Source organism: Cryobacterium sp. Y50, assembly GCF_002929805.1.
Classification (GTDB): Bacteria; Actinomycetota; Actinomycetes; order Actinomycetales; family Microbacteriaceae; genus Cryobacterium.
The window spans coordinates 50,251-70,269 of record NZ_PJJM01000092.1; the positions used below are offsets into that span (position 1 = coordinate 50,251).

A 20,019-nucleotide genomic window follows, 5' to 3' on the forward strand; every position below is an offset into this window, starting at 1 on the left:
CCCATGCAATATCGCTCTTTTGGTAGAACAGGATGGGATGTTAGCGAGATCTCCTTCGGCGCATGGCAGCTCGGCGGCCAATGGGGCCAGGTCGACGATGAAGAGTCGATTGCGACCCTTCTGGCCGCGTACACCCTTGGCATCAACTTTGTCGACACCGCTGAGTTCTATGGAGCTGGCCACAGCGAAGAAGTGATCGGCGAATCTCTTCGCCGCTGGGACGGGGACCGCATCTACGTTGCCACCAAAATTCAGCCAACTCGCTGGCCGAACGCCGACGAAGACAACCCCAAGATGCGTGGCCGCTACCCCGAGTGGCATCTGCGCAACGGCGTCGAGCTCGCGTTGACCCGGCTTGGCGTTGAACGGCTTGATCTCCTTCAACTGCATTGCTGGGTCACCGACGGACTGAACAACCTGGATTGGCTGGAAACCCTCAATGCCCTGCGGGTTGAGGGCAAGATAGACAAAATCGGGGTTTCCATTCGCGACTACCGCCCCGATGAAGGAGTGAATCTTGCGAATCTCGGACTAGTTGACTCCATCCAGGTCATTTTCAACTTATTCGAACAACGTCCAGTGACCAATTTATTTCGGGCAGGAGCGCGAACGAAGACCGCGTTCATTGACCGGGTCGCCTTCGACTCGGGCTCCCTCAGCGGTGCGTGGACTCCCTCAACCTATGACTCGTGGGAGGTCGGCTCGCAGCAGCACCAGATGTTTCGCGGTGAACGGTTCACCGAAACTTTGAAACGCGTCGAAGCGTTGAAAGCGATCTGCGCGCCGTATTACCTCACCCTGGCGGAGGCTGCCATGCGATACACCCTGAGTTCACCCGACGTCTCGACCGTGATCGCGGGCATGAGCACGCAGAAAAACGTCGAGCGCAACGCCTCGTACTCCGATGGCCAGGCGTTCCCCCCGGAACTGCTCGACCAGCTTGCGGAGCACAACTGGCCCAGAAACTACTACAAATGAGAGATGCAAAACTTCGACAAGTTCAAGTCGAGTACCTCTCGCCCGCCGAACTTGACGCAGCTTTGGCTGCTGCGTCCATCGTGTATTTACCGCTGGGGACGATTGAATTTCATGGTTCGCATCTGCCGGTCGGTCTGGACGCTCTAACGGCCCACGGGCTGTGTATTGACGCTGCTCAACGGACTGGTGGTCTGGTCCTCCCTCCGCTGTACCAAGGCACGGGAGGAGGGCATTCCGCCTACCCGTGGACGATCATGATGCCAACAGCTACAGCAATCCGATCAAACGTGCACCACACCCTGCAACGATTGTCTGATTTCGGTGTGCGGAAAACTGTTCTGTTCACCGGTCATTTTCCCGACGAACAGCTCGATCTCATCGACGGGCTGGCAGCCGAGTGGAACACGCAGGGAACTCACACCATGCGGGTTTTGGCTACCGGTGTCAACCGGTGTACCGAGGCGCCTCTCGCTCCCGACCATGCCGGGGTGTTCGAAACCACTCTGCTGCACTCGTTCTGGCCCGATTTAGTACACCTCGACCGACTGCCGCCCGCAGACATGCATCCGGCAGTTGACCCGGCCGGTGACGATCAGGGTCGGCACCGGCATGACTCCGCCCATCCGTTGTGGGGAATTTTTGGCCCGGACCCGCGACGTCTGGATCTATCCAGCAGCGGTCTTCTGCGCGAGTTTCTGGTCGGGTGGCTCAGTGGTCAAGTTCTCAAGCTCACGGCTTGATGGGTGCAACTGTCACGATTCGCGTCGGCTCTGTACCGGCGATTTCATCAAACACTAGCACGTGCTAGTAAATCATGCTATGTTGACCTGACAAAGTTCTATTTAGCCTACGAACACTGCAAGGGGCAGCACGTATGCACAGGAGTGAACTCTCGACCGTTAACGGGGAGTTAGCCGTGTTTGCCCCCGCGACGCACTCCATCGCCATCGTCGGCAGTGGACCGTCGGGTTGTTACGTCGCGCATTTCCTGCGCAAGCGCTGGCCGACTTCCGAAATCGTGATCTTCGATCGTTTGGATCTTCCCTACGGACTCGTGCGTTACGGCGTGGCGCCCGATCACACCGGCACGAAAGCGGTGGCCCGGCAGTTCGACCGCCTGTTTGAGCAGAGTGGGGTGCGCTTTGTCGGCGGGACCGAAATCGGTCGGCACATCACGGTGGACCAGCTGCGTGAAGCCTTTGACGTTACCGTGCTCGCGACCGGCCTCTCTGCCGACCGAGCCCTCGAAATCCCCGGTGCCACCAGCAACGTTCCCCGGGCCACGACTCTACCGGCCGGCGCCGACGTCACCGGTGCGGCTCTGGCTGGAATATACGGTTCGGGACGAGTCACCCGCCTGATCAATGGTCACCCCGACGAGAGTGCCAACGGTGTGGTATTCGGCTCGCGTATCGCGATCGTCGGGCAGGGCAATGTGGCCGTTGACCTGCTCCGAATGTTCCTGATGTCGCCGGAGGAACTTCGTGGCCATGGCGTGGCCGATGAAGTCGTCAATGCCATCGCTGCCGGGCCGGTGCGGCACATCGACATCGTGGGACGATCCAGCCTCTCACGAGCAAAATTCGATCCTGCGATGATCCGCGAGTTGGCGAGAATTCCCAACGTGCGTTTTCTGGCCGATCCCAGTGAACTCCACGACGCCGACACGGAGCCTCGGGACTCGGCTAAATGTGACGCGCTTCTTAACCTGCTCGCGGCCGCATCGGCCGCATCGGCCGTTGACGGCGCTCAAAATACGGATGCTGCCGCGGGCTCTGACCGCACGGTACGATTTCATTTTGGTTGGGTGCCGGAGCGGATCGAAGGCGACGACACCGTTGAGGCCCTTATCTTTCGCAGTGCCGATGGTATCCAGTCCTCGTTCCGGCTCGCCGTCGACTCAGTGTTGACCGCCATTGGCTTCTTCGAAGCAGAAGATGCCCCAGTGCGTCGCCAGGCCCACGAATCGCACGATAGCGACCTCGATATCGGACGCCTCGGACCGGGGTTGTTTTGCGTCGGTTGGCTCCGTCGCGGGCCGCAGGGCACCATTCCTGCCAACCGCACTGACGCGAAGATGGTGGCTGATGTCATCGGTGCAGCTGCCGACGCTGGCGAATTTTTCCCGGGAAAGCCCGGGTTTTCCGGACTGAACCTCCCGACTCTGAACTGCCCGCATCGCCCTCGCCCGCACGACCTTTAACATAGGAACGCTCATGAGCACAACTGTCATCTTGTACGGAACCGAATCCGGCAATGCCGAATTGGTCGCCGAAGACCTGGCCGCCGAGCTGGAGGGAGAGCGGGAGGTCTCCGTCTACGACATGTCAGATTTCGACGTCGCCGATTTCGATGCCGAAAATTTCTACCTCGTCGTGTGCTCCACGCACGGCGACGGAGAACTCCCAGGCGGGGCGACGCCCCTGTTCGAAGCGCTCAACAGCGAGCGGCCGAATTTGTCGGGTATCCGCTACGCCATGTTCGGTCTCGGCAACAGCACGTATGAGACCTACAGTCAAGGCAGCGAAATCATTGACCGCCGACTCACCGAACTCGGGGCGAAACGGGTAGGAGTATACGGTCGTCATGACGCCTGCGACGGATCACTTCCGAATGACGGCGCGGTCGAATGGGCTCGCGAACTACTTGTGCTGGTGTAACCGCGCGGGCTACCGAGACGGCACGGCCGTGCTGCCGCGGACGACGAGCCGGGCACTCGTGAAGACTTGCGAGCCTGCGGCACCCGTGTCGGTGATTCGAGTAATGGCCGCGGCCATGGCAGCCGCGCCGACCTCTCGGGGGTCTTGACGCACCGTCGTGAGGTTCATGAACGACAACCGGGCGACGCGGTTGTCATCAAATCCCGTGATCGAGACATCAGCTGGAATGCGCACGCCGGCGGCCGCAAGGGTGTAACTGAGGCCGAGGGCGGCTTGGTCGTTACTGCAGACAATGGCGGTCGGGAGCACCGCGCCGGCAAGGAGGATGCGTGCGGCGCTAGCCCCGCATTCTTCGGTGTAGTCGCCCCGAACTTCGAGAATCTGCTCGGTGAGGGCGAGTCGCTGCACGGCCGCACGGTAGCCGGAGAGCCGCAGCGTGCCGTCAAGCATGTCGACGCCGTGCACGTACACGATTTCGGTATGGCCGAGGCCGGCCAAGTGCATAACGGCGGATTCGATTCCGCTGTCGCCCTGCGAACGGACGAGGTCGAAGTCACAGTCGGGGATGCCCCGGCCGATGACCACAATGGGAATCTGTCCGGCGGCGCGGCGCAGTAGCTCCGGTGAGGAACGCGGGGCAATCAGGATGAGCGCCTCACATCGATGGCCGACGATCTCGGTTATCGCCTCGCTTTCGTCCCTAATCGGCGTGAGCGCACTGACCACAAGCCGGTAGCCGGATTCGTGAGCGACGGCGTAGAGCCATTCGATGATCTCGACCGGGGCCGAGTGAGCGGGATCGAAGATGACCCCGATGTATTTGGTCGAACCGGCGCGCAAGGCGCGGGCCGCCGTGTTTGGACTGTAGCCAAGAATCCGAGCGGCTTCCAGGATTCTTTCCCGGGTATCGGCACCGACTCCCGTGGCATTTCGAAACACGAGCCCTACGAGCTGGCGAGACACTCCGACCCGCTGCGCGACATCGGCCATGGTCGCCGGGCGCAGACCTGCGGTCGGCGATGATTGGTCGGTCACTGTGGTTCCTTTCGACGCAAAGGTCATCGTAACGTCCCGGTCGCTACGCCGCGTGTCTGCACAAATCACCGCTCCATTTGTCACCGTTTGATAACGGATGCCCAACTCGATAATTTCAGGACTTGTGCCGCTCGAGTTTATGACGTAAGAATGTCCTAACAAAGAATCTGTCGTCACTCGGTCCCCCGCTACCGCCAGTCATTTGCAGTGCAGCTGCCCTTCCCCCGGCAGGAGCGCACAACTCACAATCCGTTCTTTTGAAAGGGACACAACGACGTGAAACTCACTCTCAACACCAAGCGCGGCCTGGTCGCCGTGGCTATCGCGAGCACGGCAATGCTCGGCTTGGCAGCCTGTACCGCAAGTGGAACTGAAACAAAAGCGGCCGACTCCAGCGCTTCCGGCCTCGAGTCCGGATTCGGAGCCCGCGGCGAAAACCGCGACGCGTACTTCATCACCTATTACAACCCGGCATCAGACGCCTTCTGGGCACAGATCCTTGCCGGTGCAGAGGATGCCGCCAAGCTCGGTAACCTCAACCTCACCCACCAGACGGCTGACGCCGACCCCGCCACCATGGTGACCCTGGTTCAGACCGCAATCGCCACTGACCCGGCGGTGATTTTCATGCCCTTCAACGAGGGCGAAGCCTGGGTTGACGTTGCCTGCCAGGCACACGATGCCGGAATCACCGTCATCTCGTACAATGTTCCAGCACCCGATACTGCCGGTGAATGCGTCTCCGGCTTTGTCGGCCAGGACTTCTATGAAGTCGGCGGCATCGTCGGCCAGGCGCTCCTCGACTCCGGCAAGGTCTCGACCGGTGACAAGGTGCTCATCACGGCTGAAGAGCCCGACCAGCCCTACGCACTGCAGCGTGGTGGCGGAGCCTTCGACGTTCTCGACGCGGCTGGCATAGGCGTTCTTCCGCAGGAGCAGTGGCTTCGAGTGGGTGGCGACGATGCCGGTGCTCTCGACGCGCTGACCTCCTGGCTCGTTGCAAACCCCGATGTTAAGGCTGTTATCCCCGTCGGTGGCACCCCGCACCGTAACCTGCCCGCCGCTCTTGAAGCAGCCGGTCTCTCCGATGTGTCGATCATTGGCTTTGATACCGCTCCCCAGATCGTTCAGGGTTTGAAGGATGGCGTCATCCTCGCAACGGCTGACCAGCAGGGCTACGTTCAGGGCTTCCAGTCCACCATGCAGGGTGTCCTCTCGCTGGACTTCGGTTTCTCGCCGGCGAACATCAACTCCGGTGGTACCGGTCTGATCACCACGGATAACGTCGACAACATCGAAGCTAAGGACCTTCAGGGCATCCGCTGGTAGTTAGTGGCGCGGCATGGCTGGCATTAGTCAGTAGCTCCACGCGGTTGTAGTTCAATCACAGAGGCCAGGGCCGATCGTCAGCTCGTCGATCGGCCCTGGTTCCACCCCACACCTCAAAAACTTCCCGGCACCTTCATCTCGTGTGCTCAAAGGAAAGAAGCCATGTCAGACAAAACCCCCGGCCGTAGAGGCCCCATCCTCGAAGTGCCGCTTCCGACCGAGGCTATCTCGCTCAAGCGCAAGCCGTCCGGTGAGCCAGATTCGCTTTTCGGCCGGATGAACTACAACCTGCAGTTCATTCGCGGTCGTGGCGCACTCGAAATCAGCATCGTTTTGATCGTGCTCCTTGCGGGATATGTCACCGCAAGCCTGATCTCCCCGACCGGCTTCGCCTTTCTCAACCCGAACAACTTATCGGGTGTGATCTCGCAGAGTGTGCCAGTGCTGGCTATCCTCGGGCTCGCCGCTGGCATCCTGATGATTGCCGGAGAATTCGACCTCTCGCTGGGCGCGAACATCACGCTCAGCGCCATCGTGTTCATTAAGACCTCGGAAGCCGCCGGACTGTGGCTCGGCATTGCTGCTGGCATTGCCACGGGTGTCGCCGTAGCGCTCGTCAACGGCATTATCGTTGTCTACACGAAGATCCCTTCCTTCATCGCCACGCTGGGCATGAGCTTCTTCTGGATGGGTGCCGGCATCTTCATCAACGGCACCTCACCCGCCGCGTTGACGACCTCGCGCGAAGGCACCATGGAGTACCTGTTCGCACACAACTTCGGTTCGTTCCGGTCCCAGCTGGTGTGGCTGCTGATCATCGGTGTTCTGGCCTGGTTCTTCATGCACCGCCACAAACTCGGCAACCACATCTTCGCCGTTGGTGGCAACCCGGCCGCGGCCGAGGCCATCTCGATCAAGACCAAACGCGTCAAGCTCATGTCGTTCGCCATTTTTGGCGGGCTGGTCGGCTTCGCAGCCATCCTGATTGCCGTGCGCACCTCGTCGATTCAGCCCGGTGGTACCGCCACCGAAGACTTCACGCTCTTTGCGATCGCCGCCGCAGTCGTCGGTGGCACATCGCTGACGGGTGGGCGCGGCAGTGTTATCGGCATTATCGTTGGTGCTGCGCTGATCGAACTCATCCGTAACGGACTTCTGCTCGCCAAGGCACCTGGCTTTTACATCACCCTGTTCGTCGGCGTCACCATCGTTATCGCGGCGATCTTCAACAAGCTCATGGAAGGGAAAGCGCGATGAGCGAGGCACTGCTTCGAATCGAGGGCGTATCCAAGAAATACGGTCCCAATACGGTACTCAAGGACGTGTCGTTTGAAATTGGCAAGGGCGAAGTTGTCGGCCTGCTCGGTGATAACGGTGCTGGAAAGTCCACCCTGGTCAAGATCATGTCGGGCGTCGTGGATTCGACCGTCGGCGATTTCTTCTGGGACGGCCAGAAGATCGAAAAAATGAACCGAAACGTCACCGAGAAGTTGGGCGTGGAAACCATCTTTCAGGATTCCGCCCTCGTTCCCCAGATGACGATTACCCGCAATATCTTCATGGGCCGTGAAGTCACCAACCGGTTCGGCTTCATGAAGATGAAAGAAATGGATGCCGTTGCTGCCGAAGTTCTCGACAGCGTCGTCACCATCGAGGGAATCAAGAGCCCCAAGCAGCTGGTGAGTTCACTCTCGGGAGGTCAGGCGCAGGCCGTCGCCATTGCCCGTGCGGTGCACTTCAAGCGCAGTCTGCTCATTCTCGATGAGCCCACCTCGGCTCTGGCCGTTCGTGCCACCGAGGCGCTGCTGGGCTACCTGACCCAGCTGAAGGGCGAAGGGGTGAGCTCCGTGCTCGTCACCCACAACCTGCACCACGCATTCCAGGTGTGTGACCGTCACATCGTGATGAACCACGGCAAGAAGATCTTGGACGCCCGTCGCGAAGACACGAGCGTCGAGGAACTGACCGCCGCCGTTGTCGAGGGCGCAGTGGGTCTGGCGCGATTCCGTGAAGGATCGTTCTAGGAAAAGAATTTGCTGACAGCGGCCCCTGCGGAAACGTCGGGGCCTTTGTCAGTTGTGCGGCAACAGATTTCAGACCTACTTCGAACTATCACTCCTGGAGATGAACATGAAACTCGGCGTATACACAGCAATCCTGCACGACCGCGAACTGCCGGAGGCGCTCGATGCCCTGGTTGAACTCGGCTTGAACGGTGCTGAGATCAACTCCGGCGGATTTCTCCCGTCGCGGCATCTACCAATCGATGCTGTCATGTCCAGTGACAGCGCCCGAGACAACTATCTCGGCTTGTTCGCCGAACGAAACATCAAGCTCACCGCTCTGAACTGCAACGGAAACCCCCTCCATCCCGATCCTGAGGTCGGCCTGGTTCAGGGGCAGGATGTCTTCACCTCCATCTCGGTGGCGCACCGACTCGGAGTGAAACGCGTGATCACGATGTCGGGGCTGCCAGCGGCGCACGACGGGGGACTGCGCCCAGCCTGGGCGGTCAACCCGTGGAACAGCGTTGATATGGACACCCTCGACTATCAGTGGCACGACGTGGTGATTCCCTATTGGCGCCGCGTCAACGAGTTCGCCGCAGCGCACGACGTGAAGGTAGCCATCGAAATGCACCCACAGAACGTCGTGTTCAACCCCTCGACACTCATGCGCTTGGTCGATGCCATCGATGCGACCCACGTGGGGGCCGAAATGGACCCCTCACACTTGTTCTGGCAACAGATCGATCCGATCAAGGCCATGGAATACCTCGGTGAGCTGGTCTACTGTGCTGCCGCCAAAGACATTCGAATCAATGAGGCGGTCAGTATTCACGGTGTGCTCGACGACCGGTTTCGTCGGGTACCCGCAGCGGAGCATCCGCTGTCTCTCGGCGGCAAATACACGCTGTGTGAATGGCCAAAAGACTCAGCGTGGGATTTCGTGGCCGTTGGCCTCGGACACGACCAGGATTTTTGGAATCGTTTCGTCGCGACGCTCGCCCGGGTTGCACCCGAGACCGACCTCGCCATCGAGCACGAGGACGCGTCCCTGGGCCGGCTCGAAGGGCTTCGCGTCGCGGTCGGTACGTTGAGCGTCGCCCTCGCCGGGGTGCCGGTTGCAGAGGAGCGCGGGACACGGTAGTGGTCGCCAAAATACGAGTCGCGTGCCGAGGAACAGGCGTCGGCTCTGTCGAGAAAGTATCGGACCGGAGGTTGTGATTTGGATTGAGTGCGTCGATTTCATGATCGACAGGCGAGAATAAATGCAACGAAGGTTGCAGATATGAAGAAGAACAGAAATTGGCTCGCCGCATTCATCGTCGTTCCCCTGGCTCTGGCTGGATGCACGGCCACCTCAGGAGACACGATGACCGCCGCATCCGCTGAGATTGTCATCGCCCTGGTCACCCACGGCTCCCCGGGGGATACCTTTTGGGACGTGGTCAAAAGCGGCGCCGAGCAGGCCGGCACCGACCTCGGGGTGACTGTCACGTACCAGGGCGATGGCGACCCGGTGAAGCAGAGCCAGCTGATCGACGCAGCCATCGCCACGAATCCGGACGGCCTTATCGTTTCGATGGCCAACCCTGACGGTGTCCAGAATGCGGTTGAAAAGGCGGTCGCCGCCGGAATTCCGGTAATCACCATCAACTCCGGCCTCGACCAGTCCAAGGAATTCGGTGCTCAGACTCACATCGGTCAGAGTGAGTTCATCGCCGGCCAGGGCGCAGGCGAGCAGCTCGCCGTAGCCGGCGTCAGCAACGTCATCTGCATCATCCATGAAGCCGGCAACACCGGACTGGAAGAACGCTGCGACGGAGCAGCTGACACCCTCGGCGGCACGGTCAGCAACGTTCAGGTCGACGTCGCGAACATCGCGGACGCCCAGAACACGATTAAGAGCAGCCTTCTGGCCGACTCGTCCATTGATGGCGTGCTCACCCTGAACCCGGGCATCGCCGTCGCGGCCAGCCAGGCCATCGAAGAAGCTGCCAGCACGGCCCAATTGGCGACCTTCGATGTATCCTCCGACGTTACCCAGCTCATCCTCGACGGCAAGATCTTATTTGCCGTTGATCAGCAGCCATACTCCCAGGGCTATCTCCCCGTGGCCTTCCTCACCCTGCAGGCGCGCAACGGCGACGTTGTCGGCGGCGGTCTGCCGGTCTATTCCGGCCCGGGCTTCGTCACGAAGGACAACGCAGATCAGGTCGCGAAGTTCGCGAAGAATGGAACGCGATGACACTCACCGCACCCGCGGTGACCCATGAACGGATCAAGCCCGCCGGTCTGATCCAAACGCTGCTGCGCCGACCCGAGGTCGGCGCAGCGGTTGCCGCCCTTGCCATTTTCATGTTCTTTTCGGTCTCGACGCAGGCGTTTCTGACGCCGGCGGGCGTAGCCACCTGGCTCTACTCCGCATCCCTGTTCGGCATCATGGCCGTCGCGGTGGCCCTGCTCATGATCGGCGGAGAGTTCGACCTCTCCGCCGGTGCCATGGTCGGTACGACGGGACTGATCGTTGGAATCGTCACGACCGAGTGGGGCGTCAATATCTGGCTCGCCCTCGTAATTGCCTTGGCGATTGCCCTGGCCATCGGTGCGGCAAACGCTTTCGTGGTGATGAAGACGGGTCTGCCGAGCTTCATCGTGACGCTCGCCACGTTCTTCATTCTGCAGGGGGTGAACCTCGCCGTCACGAAGATCATCACCGGCACCGTGTCGATTCAGGGTATGGGCGCAGTGCCCGGCTTCGACGCCGTCACAGTGTTCTTTGGCTCCTCGTTTAGCCTGTTCGGCATGGACGTGAAGATCTCCATCGTCTGGTGGCTCGCTATTACCGCTCTCGCCACCTGGATTCTGCTGCGTACCCGGTCGGGAAACTGGATCTTCGCGGTCGGTGGACAGATCACCAGCTCCCGCCAGGTCGGCGTGCCGGTGATGAAGGTCAAAATGGGCCTGTTCATGACCACGGCCGGTGCCGGCTGGCTGGTCGGAATGCTGCAGCTCTTCGATGTATCGACCGTTCAGGCCACCACCGGCATCGGCCAGGAGTTCATCTATATCATCTGCGCGGTGGTCGGCGGATGCCTGCTGACCGGCGGCTACGGTTCGGCCATCGGTGCGGCGCTCGGCGCCCTCATCTACGGCATGACCCTGCAGGGCATCGTGTTCGCCCAGTGGGATAACAACTGGCTCAAGGCCTTCCTCGGTGGGATGCTGCTGCTCGCCGTGCTGGTCAACCTTTATGTTCGCCGCCAGGCAGGAGTTCGCTCATGACGCACGCAGAGGTATCCGCTGCCCTGCCCATTCTTGAAGTTCGAGACATCGGAAAAACCTACGGCTCCATTTTGGCGCTGCAGGGTGTGTCGGCCTCGGTCGGGGTCGGTGAAGTCCTCTGCGTGCTGGGGGATAACGGTGCCGGCAAGTCGACGCTCATCAAAATTCTGTCCGGAGCACACGCGCACACCCAGGGGAAGCTTCTCGCCTACGGGGTCGAGCGCACCTTCGGCAGCCCGCGTGAGGCCCTGGATTTGGGGATCGCGACGGTCTACCAGGATCTCGCCGTGGTTCCGCTGATGCCGGTCTGGCGCAACTTCTTTCTGGGGTCGGAGGTGACTCGTGGGATTGGTCCTTTCAGCCATTTGGACGTCAAGGGCATGCGCCGGATCACCAGGGAAGAGCTTGCCAAGATGGGCATCGACCTGCGGGATGTCGACCAGCCGATTGGAACTTTGTCGGGTGGTGAACGCCAGTCGGTGGCCATCGCGCGAGCCGTGTACTTCGGCGCCAAGGTCGTCATTCTCGACGAGCCGACCTCAGCCCTGGGCGTCAAGCAGGCCGGTATGGTGCTCAAGTACATCGCGCAGGCTCGGGATCGCGGTCTGGGCGTGGTGTTCATCACGCATAACCCGCACCACGCGTATCCCGTCGGCGACCGATTTCTGCTGCTCAAGCGCGGAACCAGCCTTGGCGATTTCAAGAAGAGCGAGATCACTATCGAGGAGATGACCAAGCTCATGGCTGGCGGAGCAGAACTCGACGCGCTAGCGCACGAGCTCGCTCGCCCCTAGCCGTGCTATTTCTCGACCAGCGTCACTTCGAAGGAGTACAGGTCGGGGCGGTAGCAATGCTGGCCGAACTCGACCGCGCGACCCGAGTTGTCAAACGCCGTACGGTCCATCGTGAGGAGCGCAGCGTTCTTCTCAATCTCCAGCAGCATGGACTCTTCGTTGGTGGACTTGCGGGCTCCGATGTGCTGGCGGGCGACGCGCATCGTCACTCCGCGCGAGCGCAGCACCTGATAGAGGCCGTGCGCGACGAGATCATTGGGCTCGATGCCTATGAACTCCTCGGGAAGCCAGTTCTCCATCACGGCGACGGGTACGGCATCGGCCAGGCGAACGCGCCGAATGTACAGGGTAGGACTGCCCTCGGCCACGCCGAGACGCTCGGCCGTTTTCGCATCTGCTGTCCGGGTTTCGAGCGCGAGAAGATGCGTCGAGGGCACCTTATGCGTGTTGGTGAGGTCGTCGTAGAGGCTGGTCAGTTCGACCTTGCGCGTCACCTGGCCGTGCACGACCTGGGTGCCGATGCCGCGGCGGCGTACCAGTAGACCCTTGTCGACGATTTCCTGGATGGCGCGGCGCACGGTTGGACGGCTGAGGCCCAGCCGTTGGCCGAGGGCGACCTCGTTCTCCAGGCGTGATCCGGCCGGCAGCTCGCCGCTGAGAATGGCCTTCTCGATGCGCTGGGAGACTTGAAAATACAGCGGAATCGGGCCCGACCGGTTCAGATCCATGAACATTCCCATCGGGAGGGTATTTTCTTCCTTCGCGCTCAACTGATACCTCACTGACAAGCCAATCGGTTTGGCCAATTGTCATGACAATATCAGGTCATGCTGTCGATCGTCAGGTATCAGACAACCACTTAACGATCGAAGGAAGGGCGCACGACGCTAGAACGGCCGCGGGTTGGGATCGTCGGTATTCCAGACGTAGTTCCATGGATCGCTTAGTGGTTCGGCGGGCGTGGTTGGTGCGGGTGAGCTGGTTTGTTCAAGGTGGGGGCTGATGCGGGCGGCGGGGTCGGTGGCGTAGTGCTTGCCAGCGGGGCTGGTCCAGTGGAGGGTGCCGTCGGGGTCAGCGATGGGCTTCCAGTCGGAGAAGTGCTTCAGGTTGTGGTGGGCGGGAGAGAGGAAGTGCAGGTTGGTGGCGGTGGTGGGGCCGCCGAATTGTTTATCCACGGTGTGGTCGAGGTCGCTGTGGCCGGCAGAGCGGTTGCAGCCGGGGAACCGGCAGGTTCCATCGCGTAATCGTAGGTATTTTTTCAGCGCGATGGGCACCCGGAACGGTTCTGTGCTGACGTCGAGGACGATGCCGGTGTGCGGGTGGGTGAGGATGCGCAGGAAACTCGTGGCGGTCCCGGCGAGGCGGCGGGCGGTCTCCGGGTCGATGGGGCCGTAGCCTTCGAGTTCGGCGGGTTCGTCGCTCGTGCCCATGAGGGTGAGGACGGGGACGGTGACGTTGACATTGGCGGTGAGTCCGGCGCCGAGGCCGGTGCTGGTGACGCCGCACTCCAGTAGGTCGATGGCGACATCTGTTCGCAGCTGGCTGAGGGTGCGAGGTTCGCCCGTGCCCTGCAAGCTGATGGCAGCATCGGTAACCCGGGTATAGATACCTTCAAGGTCTTCTCCAGCCGCACGCAACCAGAGCGTGGCCATGCCGTCCTTATCCGGGTAGAACGCGACGTTGCGGTCGGCCAGACACTTGGCACGGCGAACGGTGATGCTGTCGGGGTGGAACCGTTCGCGCAGTTTGCGGGCCCTGCCGTCGAACTGGGACGCGGTGAGTTTATGGGCGTGCGGCAGCAGCAGTGCCTCCATTTCGGCCCGGGCAGCCCGGGGCACGGAGTCGAGCTGTTCGAGGACCCGCCGCACGTGGCGCAGGGAGATTTTCCCGCTGCGAAGCGCATCCAGGGTCTGCGGGCGAGACTCCACCAGCACGCGGCTCTCGTGGAGGAGGCCGGAGGCGGTACCGGCGGGGATACGCAGCGCGCACGCCATTTCTGCGACGAGTCCTTGCTGGGCGGCAAAGGTGGCGTCCCAGTCGTGCTCGTGTTGCGGCCCGGCCTGGGGCCGGCCGGTCTCGGCGGTGTTGGTGGTGTAATCCCACGCCTCAGTGAGAACCTCCGCCTTACTGGCTTGCGCCCACGAGATGACTTTCTCGAGGTAGAGGACACGGTCCACGAACTGCGCCTGCCGACGCTGAAACGGACTCAACTGCTCCGCCGGGCTACCGTCGGCGGTGTCACTGTCACCAGGGTCACCAGGGTCACCAGGGTCAATCGGGTCGGCCTCGGGCTCGCCGGTGGTGCCCTCGGTGCGGAGGTACTCGGCGTAAAGGAACTCCTCGCGCACGTCCTCGTCGAACACATGCGTCGGCAACACCGCCCGAAACACCTCGTTCAGGTCAAGACCGGCTGGAATCGTCGGGCAGTCGGCGAACTCGGAAACACCGGCATCGGGAGCGACGACCTCCGTAATGAAGCATTCAGGCGCAATGAGCTCGCCGTATTGTCCGGCTCCAGCCGCCACTTCGGCCCGCCAGTCGGCGTCGTACTGGGCCTGAAACGCCGCGAAATCGAGGCTGTCCCTGGCTGTTACCGGCCACGCGCCGTAAGCTGCGAAGAAAGGATCGACGAGGCCCTGCTGGGGAATATCGCCATGCTGGCTCATGCCTCCATAGTATCAAAACCACCACTCAAAGTCGAGAGATTCTCAGATACATTTAGATTTTCGTACGAAGTCACGTTCGGCTCAGAAAAGCGTTTTCGAGACCGCTTTGCGCTGAGCAATGGCTGTTTCGCGTGGCCCGTCAGGACACTAGTGGGCGGCCTAGACGCCGAGGCTTGCCACCGCGGCGACTGCTTCACCAACGGATGCCGCCGCCTCGGCCGCCTCCGCCGCCGATGTGCCAGCACCCAGCGTGAACCGCACCGCGGTCAACGCCAGGTCATTCGACAGGCCCATGGCGGTGAGCACGTGCGACGGCTCGCTGCTTCCGGCCGCGCAGGCGGACCCACTCGAACAGACGATGCCGCGCGCTTCGAGCTCCAGCAACACCGCCTCACCGCTCGTGCCGGGAAAGACGAAGGACGCAGTGCCCGGCAGTCGTTCGGTTGGGTGCCCGGTGAGCCGGGCCGACGGCGTCACGCGCAGCACCGTGGCGATGAACTCGTCGCGGAGGGCGCTGGTGCGCTGGGCGGCGAGAGCGCGTTCGTCGCTGGCCAGGCGCAGCGCCACCGCCAGGGCTAGCGCTCCGGCGACGTTCTCGGTGCCACTGCGTTTGCCGCGCTCCTGGCCGCCACCGTGCAGCAGCGGTTCGATCACGAGGCGGCCGCGCAGAAAAACCGCTCCGATGCCGGGGGGAGCGCCGAGTTTATGGCCGGACAGGCTCAGCGCGTCCACGCCGAGTGTCGTCACGTTCAGGTCGAGCCAGCCACCGGCCTGTACCGCGTCGGTGTGAAATGGTACGCCAGCGTCACGGGCAACGTGAGCGAGGTCCGCAATGGGCTGCACGGTGCCGACCTCGTTGTTGGCGTAGTGCACCGAGACCAGGGTGGTGTCGGCGCGGAGCGCGCGGGCGAGGCCAGCGGGGTCGACGCGGCCGGCAGCATCCACTGGCAGCAGGGTGATCTCGAAACCGTGCAGTCGGCGCAAATAGTCGCAGGAGTCGAGCACGGCCTCGTGCTCGATCGGAGTGGTGACGATGTGGCGGCCGCGCGGGGCGCCGAGGGAGACTCCCTTGATGGCGAGGTTGTCGCTTTCGGTACCGCCGCTGGTGAACGTCACTTCGCCGGGGCGGCAGCCAAGGAACCGGGCGACGCTGCGGCGCGCCTCCAGCAGCGCGGCAGCGGCCGCTTCGCCGACCTGGTGATGGCTCGACGGGTTGCCGAAGTCGCTCGTGAGGTGCGGCCACATGGCCATAAGCGCTTCACTGCGCACCGGGGTCGTCGCAGCATTGTCCAGGTAAATCATGGGCTCAGAGCGCGAATCCGGCCGGCGCGCTGACTCGAATGGCAATGTCGAGTCCGAGGTCTAGCGAGTTCACGCTGTGGGTGAGAGCACCGACCGAGATGACGTCGACGCCGCATGCCGCGATGTCGCGTACCGTGTCGAGCGAGACTCCGCCGCTGGCCTCGACGATGGCCCGGCCGGCGATCTGCTGCACGCCTGTAAGCAAGTCCTCCGGGCTGAAATTGTCGAGCATAATCGTGTCGATGCCGGCCGCGAGCACGTCGTCGATCTGGTCGAGGCGGTCGACCTCCACCTCGAAGTGGGTGGTGTGCGAGAGCTTCGCGCGCGCCGCGCGCAGCGCCTCGGTCAGTCCGAGCGGGCCGGCCGCGAGGATGGCGAGGTGGTTGTCCTTGGCCATCACCGTGTCGGAGAGGCTGAACCGGTGGTTGTGGCCGCCGCCGTCGCGCACGGCCTGGCGCTCGAGGGCGCGCAGCCCTGGCGTGGTCTTACGGGTGTCGACGATGCGGGCCTTGGTGCCGGCCGTCTCGGTGACGTACCGGGCGGTCAGGGTGGCGATTCCGCTCATCCGCTGCACGAAGTTCAGACCGATGCGCTCCGCCTGCAGGATGCCGCGGGCCGGGCCGGCCACCTCGGCGAGCGTGGCGCCGGGTTCGAACCGATCGCCGTCTTTGACGAACTGGCGAACCTCGATGCGGGGGTCGGTCAGGCGAAAGGCGGCGGTGAAGACGGCGCCGCCGCTGAACACGCCGGGTTCGCGGGCCTCGAGCCTGGCCGTCGCGACGGCGTCCTCGGGGATGAGCACGGTCGAGGTGAGGTCACCCCAGGGCGCATCCTCGTCGAGGGCGGCCTGCACGACAACGTCGATGGAGTGAGTGGTCAGCATGCGATGGCCTCCTTGGCCGGAATGAGAGTGCGGGATTGCGAGCGTCGTACGTGTGACACTGAGCGGGCCAGTTCGGGCCGGGTGTCGGTGAAGTCCGAGCGGTAGTGTGCGCCGCGCGACTCTTCGCGGGCCAGGGCGGCGGTCACGAGCAGGCGCGCCAGGTCGAGCAGGTTGCGGTCTTCGAGGGCGGCGACGGAGCTGCTGGTAGCGTCGGAGGCCGTCCATTCGGCGAGGGCTGCTGCTGCTGCAGTGAGGCCGACGCCGGAGCGGTGCACTCCGGCGGAGTCCCAGAGGAGTTGCTGCAGGGTTTGGCGGTTGACCAGCGTGCCGAGATCGGTTGACGGTGATGTTCTGGCGGTCTCGACCAGCTCGACTCGTGGATGGTTTGTTTTCGCAGGTCGGGTTGCGTCACCGACGGCGTCAACGCCCTGGACTCGCAAATGGAGTAAATATGCTGGTTGGGTAGCGTTGGCAGGGTCGACCTGGGTAGCCCCGGCGGGGGAGTGTACGGCCAGCGGCGTCACGGTCGTGCTCATCCGCCAAGGCTCGCCGAGGGCGCGCACGGCTCGGTCGGCGAACACTGCCGCCTCGAGCAGGGAGTTTGAGGCGAGCCGGTTGGCGCCGTGCGCTCCGGTGCGGGCAACCTCGCCGACGGCGAAGAGCCCGGGCAGGCTGGTTCGACCCCAGGCATCCGTTTCGACGCCGCCCATCCAATAATGCGCGGCCGGGGCCACCGGAAGCGGATCGACGGCCCAGTCCAGACCCGCTCCCCGGCAGGCCGTTGTGATGGTGGGAAATCGGGTTTCGAGCAATGTGCGTCCGAGCGCGGTGGCGTCGAGCAGCACCGGAGTGCCGCCCTGCCGCTCCATTTGGCGCGCGATGGCCCGGGCGACGACGTCGCGCGGCGCGAGTTCGGCGTCGGGGTGCTCGCCGTGCATAAAACGACCGCCGAGCTGATCGCGCAGCACGGCGCCTTCGCCGCGCACCGCCTCCGACACCAGCGGCGTTCCGGGCACGGCGAGGGCGGTCGGGTGAAATTGATAAAATTCCAGATCGGTAACGGATGCCCCCGCTCGCCACGCCGCCGCCACCCCGTCCCCGGTTGCGACCGAGGGATTGGTGGTGTGCGTGTACAGCGCGCCGGCGCCGCCGGTGGCCAGGATCAGGGCGTCAGCGGTCAGCGAAAGCTGCACGCCGTCTGGGCCGAGCACCCGAGCGCCGACCACGTCGCCCCGGTCAAGTATCAGGTCGACGAGCATGGTGTGCTCCCGCACCTCGATCGCAGCGCGGCGCCGCACGGTCGCCACGAGCGCTGCTTCGACCGCGGCACCGGTGGCGTCGCCGCCGGCGTGCACGACCCGGGAACGGGAGTGGGCGGCTTCGAGGCCGCGGGCCACGCCGGATTCATCCCGGTCGAAGTCCACGCCGAAGCGAATGAGGTCGCGCACCCGTGCCGGACCCTCCTCACAGAGCACGCGCACGGCCGCCGGGTCGCACAGGCCGGCGCCGGCGCGCAGGGTGTCGAGTACGTGGGCGTCGACCGAGTCGTCGCGAAACAGGGCGGCGGCAATGCCGCCCTGCGCATAACGGGTGTTGCTCTCCGGCAGCACCGACTTCGTGACGAGCACGACGCGGTGGCCGGCATCCGCTGCCCGCACGGCCGCGAGTAAGCCGCCGAGGCCGCTGCCGATGACGAGAATCGACGCCATGTCAGACGCCGGCCAGGAGGGCCGTCGGCACGGTGGATTCTGGAGCAAAGGATGCCGGCGGCCGGGCCGCCAGCATCCGCTCAAGGGCGACGCGAGCGTGTTCGGCGATATCGGCCGACACTGTGATCTGGTTGAGCATCTGGCCCGGTTGTTCGCCGCCACCGATGAGCGCTTCGAGCACCCAAGCCAGGTAGCCGGCGTGGATGCGGTACATGGTGGAGCAGGGGCAGATCACCGGGTCGAGGCAGAAGATCTCATGCTCTGGGTGCTGGGCGGCTAGCCGGTTTACGAGGTTGATCTCGGTGCCGATGGCGAAGGTCGTACCGGCCGGGGCAGCGGCGATGGTTTTAGTGATGAAGTCGGTGGATCCGGCCGAGTCAGCGGCGTCGACGACCGCCATCGGGCATTCCGGGTGCACGATGATCTGCACACCGGGGTGCTCGGCGCGGGCGGCGTCGATCTGCGGCACGGTGAAGCGGCGGTGCACGCTGCAGAAACCGTGCCAGAGCACGACGCGGGCGGTGTCGAGTTGCTCGGCCGTGTTGCCGCCGAGCGGCCTGGTCGGGTTCCACATCGGCATCGCATCGAGTGGCACCCCCATCGCCTTGGCAGTGTTGCGGCCGAGGTGCTGGTCGGGGAAGAACAAGACGCGCTGGCCGCGTTCGAAGGCCCACTCGAGCACGGTCTGCGCGTTCGACGAGGTGCAGACAATGCCGCCGTGCTCGCCGCAGAAGCCCTTGAGCGCGGCGGAGGAATTCATGTAGGTGACCGGAATCACCGGAACCCGGCCGGAGGCATCCGCTTCGGTGCCGTAGAGGACCTCGAGCTGCTCCCAACACTCAGTGACCGAGTCGATGTCGGCCATGTCGGCCATCGAGCAGCCGGCGGCCAGGTTCGGCAGGATCACGGCCTGATCGGGCCCGGAGAGCAGGTCGGCGGTTTCTGCCATGAAGTGCACGCCACAGAACACGATCGCGGCGGCGTCGGGGCGGCTCTGGGTAGCCTGGGCGAGCTGAAAGCTGTCGCCGACGAAATCGGCGTGCCGCAGCACCTCATCGCGCTGGTAGAAGTGACCGAGAATGACCACCGAGTCGCCGAGCACGTTCTTGGCCTCGACGATGCGCGCGCTGAGTTCCTCCGGTGAGGCGGTGCGGTACCGCTCGGGCAGTGCACCCTGGCGGGGAGAGCCGGCCGGAATGACGTCACCCATCGACGATCCGGGGCCATAACCGGGGGTGCCGGTGTCGAACTCCCACGGATCTGTCGCCAGATCAGGGCTGCACGTGCTGCCGGCGGCTTTGCCGGTGCCGATGAGACGAATGGTGGTCTCGACCGAGGGAATAGTCATGGTCGTGCTCCTTGCAAGATAATGAGA

The 20,019-nt window shown here is 63.2% G+C and carries 18 protein-coding genes; 11 read left to right on the forward strand and 7 right to left on the reverse strand.

The annotated features are described in order from the left end of the window. Positions 1-3: 3 nt before the first annotated feature. From CXY73_RS11260 to CXY73_RS11275, 4 genes are all read left to right on the forward strand, one after another. Positions 4-978 (forward strand): aldo/keto reductase, encoded by a 975-nt coding sequence (locus tag CXY73_RS11260; protein ID WP_104135802.1) that lies wholly within the window; start codon positions 4-6, stop codon positions 976-978. After that, the gene (locus tag CXY73_RS11265; RefSeq protein ID WP_104135801.1) at positions 975-1,718 is read left to right on the forward strand and encodes a creatininase family protein; all 744 of its coding nucleotides are present in this window, start codon (positions 975-977) and stop codon (positions 1,716-1,718) included. Before CXY73_RS11260 ends, CXY73_RS11265 begins: the two co-directional genes overlap by 4 nt. A gap of 176 nt (positions 1,719-1,894) precedes the next feature. Next, complete coding sequence (locus CXY73_RS11270; RefSeq protein ID WP_104177758.1) at positions 1,895-3,181, forward strand: FAD-dependent oxidoreductase; 1,287 nt, start codon at positions 1,895-1,897, stop codon at positions 3,179-3,181. Positions 3,182-3,194: 13 nt separating this feature from the next. After that, a complete protein-coding gene (locus CXY73_RS11275) occupies positions 3,195-3,638 on the forward strand; it encodes a flavodoxin domain-containing protein (RefSeq protein WP_104135799.1) in 444 nt (147 codons plus the stop codon). Positions 3,639-3,647: 9 nt separating this feature from the next. Here the strand turns inward: CXY73_RS11275 and CXY73_RS11280 are convergent, their stop codons facing one another. Then, complete coding sequence (locus tag CXY73_RS11280) at positions 3,648-4,673, reverse strand: LacI family DNA-binding transcriptional regulator (RefSeq protein WP_158254108.1); 1,026 nt, start codon at positions 4,671-4,673, stop codon at positions 3,648-3,650. Between the two features lie 276 nt (positions 4,674-4,949). On the opposite strand from CXY73_RS11280, the gene CXY73_RS11285 reads away from it, so the two are divergent. From CXY73_RS11285 to CXY73_RS11315, 7 genes are all read left to right on the forward strand, one after another. Beyond that, positions 4,950-6,002 carry a substrate-binding domain-containing protein gene (locus CXY73_RS11285; protein WP_104135797.1) on the forward strand — a complete coding sequence of 351 codons (1,053 nt, stop codon included), beginning with the start codon at positions 4,950-4,952 and terminating at the stop codon, positions 6,000-6,002. A 162-nt stretch (positions 6,003-6,164) separates the two neighbouring features. Continuing rightward, on the forward strand, positions 6,165-7,259 hold the full coding sequence (locus tag CXY73_RS11290; protein WP_104135796.1) for an ABC transporter permease: 1,095 nt from the start codon (positions 6,165-6,167) through the stop codon (positions 7,257-7,259). Further along, positions 7,256-8,026, forward strand: coding sequence for an ATP-binding cassette domain-containing protein (locus CXY73_RS11295; protein ID WP_104135795.1), 771 nt, complete (start codon positions 7,256-7,258; stop codon positions 8,024-8,026). The genes CXY73_RS11290 and CXY73_RS11295 overlap by 4 nt, the downstream gene beginning before the upstream one ends. Before the next feature lie 106 nt (positions 8,027-8,132). Next, on the forward strand, positions 8,133-9,152 hold the full coding sequence (locus tag CXY73_RS11300) for a sugar phosphate isomerase/epimerase (protein ID WP_104177787.1): 1,020 nt from the start codon (positions 8,133-8,135) through the stop codon (positions 9,150-9,152). 141 nt (positions 9,153-9,293) lie between these two features. Next, positions 9,294-10,253: a sugar ABC transporter substrate-binding protein gene (locus tag CXY73_RS11305; RefSeq protein ID WP_104135793.1), complete on the forward strand. Its 960-nt coding sequence runs from the start codon at positions 9,294-9,296 to the stop codon at positions 10,251-10,253. Continuing rightward, complete coding sequence (locus CXY73_RS11310; RefSeq protein ID WP_104177760.1) at positions 10,250-11,290, forward strand: ABC transporter permease; 1,041 nt, start codon at positions 10,250-10,252, stop codon at positions 11,288-11,290. The genes CXY73_RS11305 and CXY73_RS11310 overlap by 4 nt, the downstream gene beginning before the upstream one ends. Next, complete coding sequence (locus CXY73_RS11315) at positions 11,287-12,084, forward strand: ATP-binding cassette domain-containing protein (RefSeq protein ID WP_104177761.1); 798 nt, start codon at positions 11,287-11,289, stop codon at positions 12,082-12,084. The genes CXY73_RS11310 and CXY73_RS11315 overlap by 4 nt, the downstream gene beginning before the upstream one ends. Before the next feature lie 5 nt (positions 12,085-12,089). Here CXY73_RS11315 and CXY73_RS11320 read toward each other — a convergent pair whose 3' ends face one another. The 6 genes from CXY73_RS11320 to nadA form a co-directional block, all read right to left on the reverse strand. After that, positions 12,090-12,824: a GntR family transcriptional regulator gene (locus tag CXY73_RS11320; protein ID WP_104135790.1), complete on the reverse strand. Its 735-nt coding sequence runs from the start codon at positions 12,822-12,824 to the stop codon at positions 12,090-12,092. Positions 12,825-12,971: 147 nt separating this feature from the next. Next, positions 12,972-14,750: an HNH endonuclease signature motif containing protein gene (locus tag CXY73_RS11325; protein ID WP_104177762.1), complete on the reverse strand. Its 1,779-nt coding sequence runs from the start codon at positions 14,748-14,750 to the stop codon at positions 12,972-12,974. 159 nt (positions 14,751-14,909) lie between these two features. Next, positions 14,910-16,052, reverse strand: a complete 1,143-nt coding sequence (locus CXY73_RS11330) for a cysteine desulfurase family protein (protein WP_104177763.1) — start codon at positions 16,050-16,052, stop codon at positions 14,910-14,912. Positions 16,053-16,056: 4 nt separating this feature from the next. Continuing rightward, positions 16,057-16,935, reverse strand: coding sequence for a carboxylating nicotinate-nucleotide diphosphorylase (gene nadC, locus CXY73_RS11335; protein ID WP_104177764.1), 879 nt, complete (start codon positions 16,933-16,935; stop codon positions 16,057-16,059). After that, positions 16,929-18,644: an L-aspartate oxidase gene (gene nadB / locus CXY73_RS11340; RefSeq protein WP_104177765.1), complete on the reverse strand. Its 1,716-nt coding sequence runs from the start codon at positions 18,642-18,644 to the stop codon at positions 16,929-16,931. Before nadB ends, nadC begins: the two co-directional genes overlap by 7 nt. A 1-nt stretch (position 18,645) precedes the next feature. Next, positions 18,646-19,992: a quinolinate synthase NadA gene (nadA, locus tag CXY73_RS11345; RefSeq protein WP_104177766.1), complete on the reverse strand. Its 1,347-nt coding sequence runs from the start codon at positions 19,990-19,992 to the stop codon at positions 18,646-18,648. Between the last annotated feature and the right edge of the window lie 27 nt (positions 19,993-20,019).

Bases quoted from the DNA above. Each gene is read 5' to 3' on its own strand.
- CXY73_RS11310 (WP_104177760.1), top strand. From the start codon at position 10,250: ATGACACTCACCGCACCCGCGGTGACCCATGAACGGATCAAGCCCGCC.
- CXY73_RS11275 (WP_104135799.1), top strand. From the start codon at position 3,195: ATGAGCACAACTGTCATCTTGTACGGAACCGAATCCGGCAATGCCGAA.
- CXY73_RS11320 (WP_104135790.1), bottom strand. From the start codon at position 12,824: ATGGGAATGTTCATGGATCTGAACCGGTCGGGCCCGATTCCGCTGTAT.
- nadC (WP_104177764.1), bottom strand. From the start codon at position 16,935: ATGCTGACCACTCACTCCATCGACGTTGTCGTGCAGGCCGCCCTCGAC.
- CXY73_RS11265 (WP_104135801.1), top strand. From the start codon at position 975: ATGAGAGATGCAAAACTTCGACAAGTTCAAGTCGAGTACCTCTCGCCC.
- CXY73_RS11290 (WP_104135796.1), top strand. From the start codon at position 6,165: ATGTCAGACAAAACCCCCGGCCGTAGAGGCCCCATCCTCGAAGTGCCG.
- nadB (WP_104177765.1), bottom strand. From the start codon at position 18,644: ATGGCGTCGATTCTCGTCATCGGCAGCGGCCTCGGCGGCTTACTCGCG.
- nadA (WP_104177766.1), bottom strand. From the start codon at position 19,992: ATGACTATTCCCTCGGTCGAGACCACCATTCGTCTCATCGGCACCGGC.
- CXY73_RS11330 (WP_104177763.1), bottom strand. From the start codon at position 16,052: ATGATTTACCTGGACAATGCTGCGACGACCCCGGTGCGCAGTGAAGCG.
- CXY73_RS11315 (WP_104177761.1), top strand. From the start codon at position 11,287: ATGACGCACGCAGAGGTATCCGCTGCCCTGCCCATTCTTGAAGTTCGA.
- CXY73_RS11295 (WP_104135795.1), top strand. From the start codon at position 7,256: ATGAGCGAGGCACTGCTTCGAATCGAGGGCGTATCCAAGAAATACGGT.
- CXY73_RS11260 (WP_104135802.1), top strand. From the start codon at position 4: ATGCAATATCGCTCTTTTGGTAGAACAGGATGGGATGTTAGCGAGATC.
- CXY73_RS11305 (WP_104135793.1), top strand. From the start codon at position 9,294: ATGAAGAAGAACAGAAATTGGCTCGCCGCATTCATCGTCGTTCCCCTG.
- CXY73_RS11300 (WP_104177787.1), top strand. From the start codon at position 8,133: ATGAAACTCGGCGTATACACAGCAATCCTGCACGACCGCGAACTGCCG.
- CXY73_RS11325 (WP_104177762.1), bottom strand. From the start codon at position 14,750: ATGAGCCAGCATGGCGATATTCCCCAGCAGGGCCTCGTCGATCCTTTC.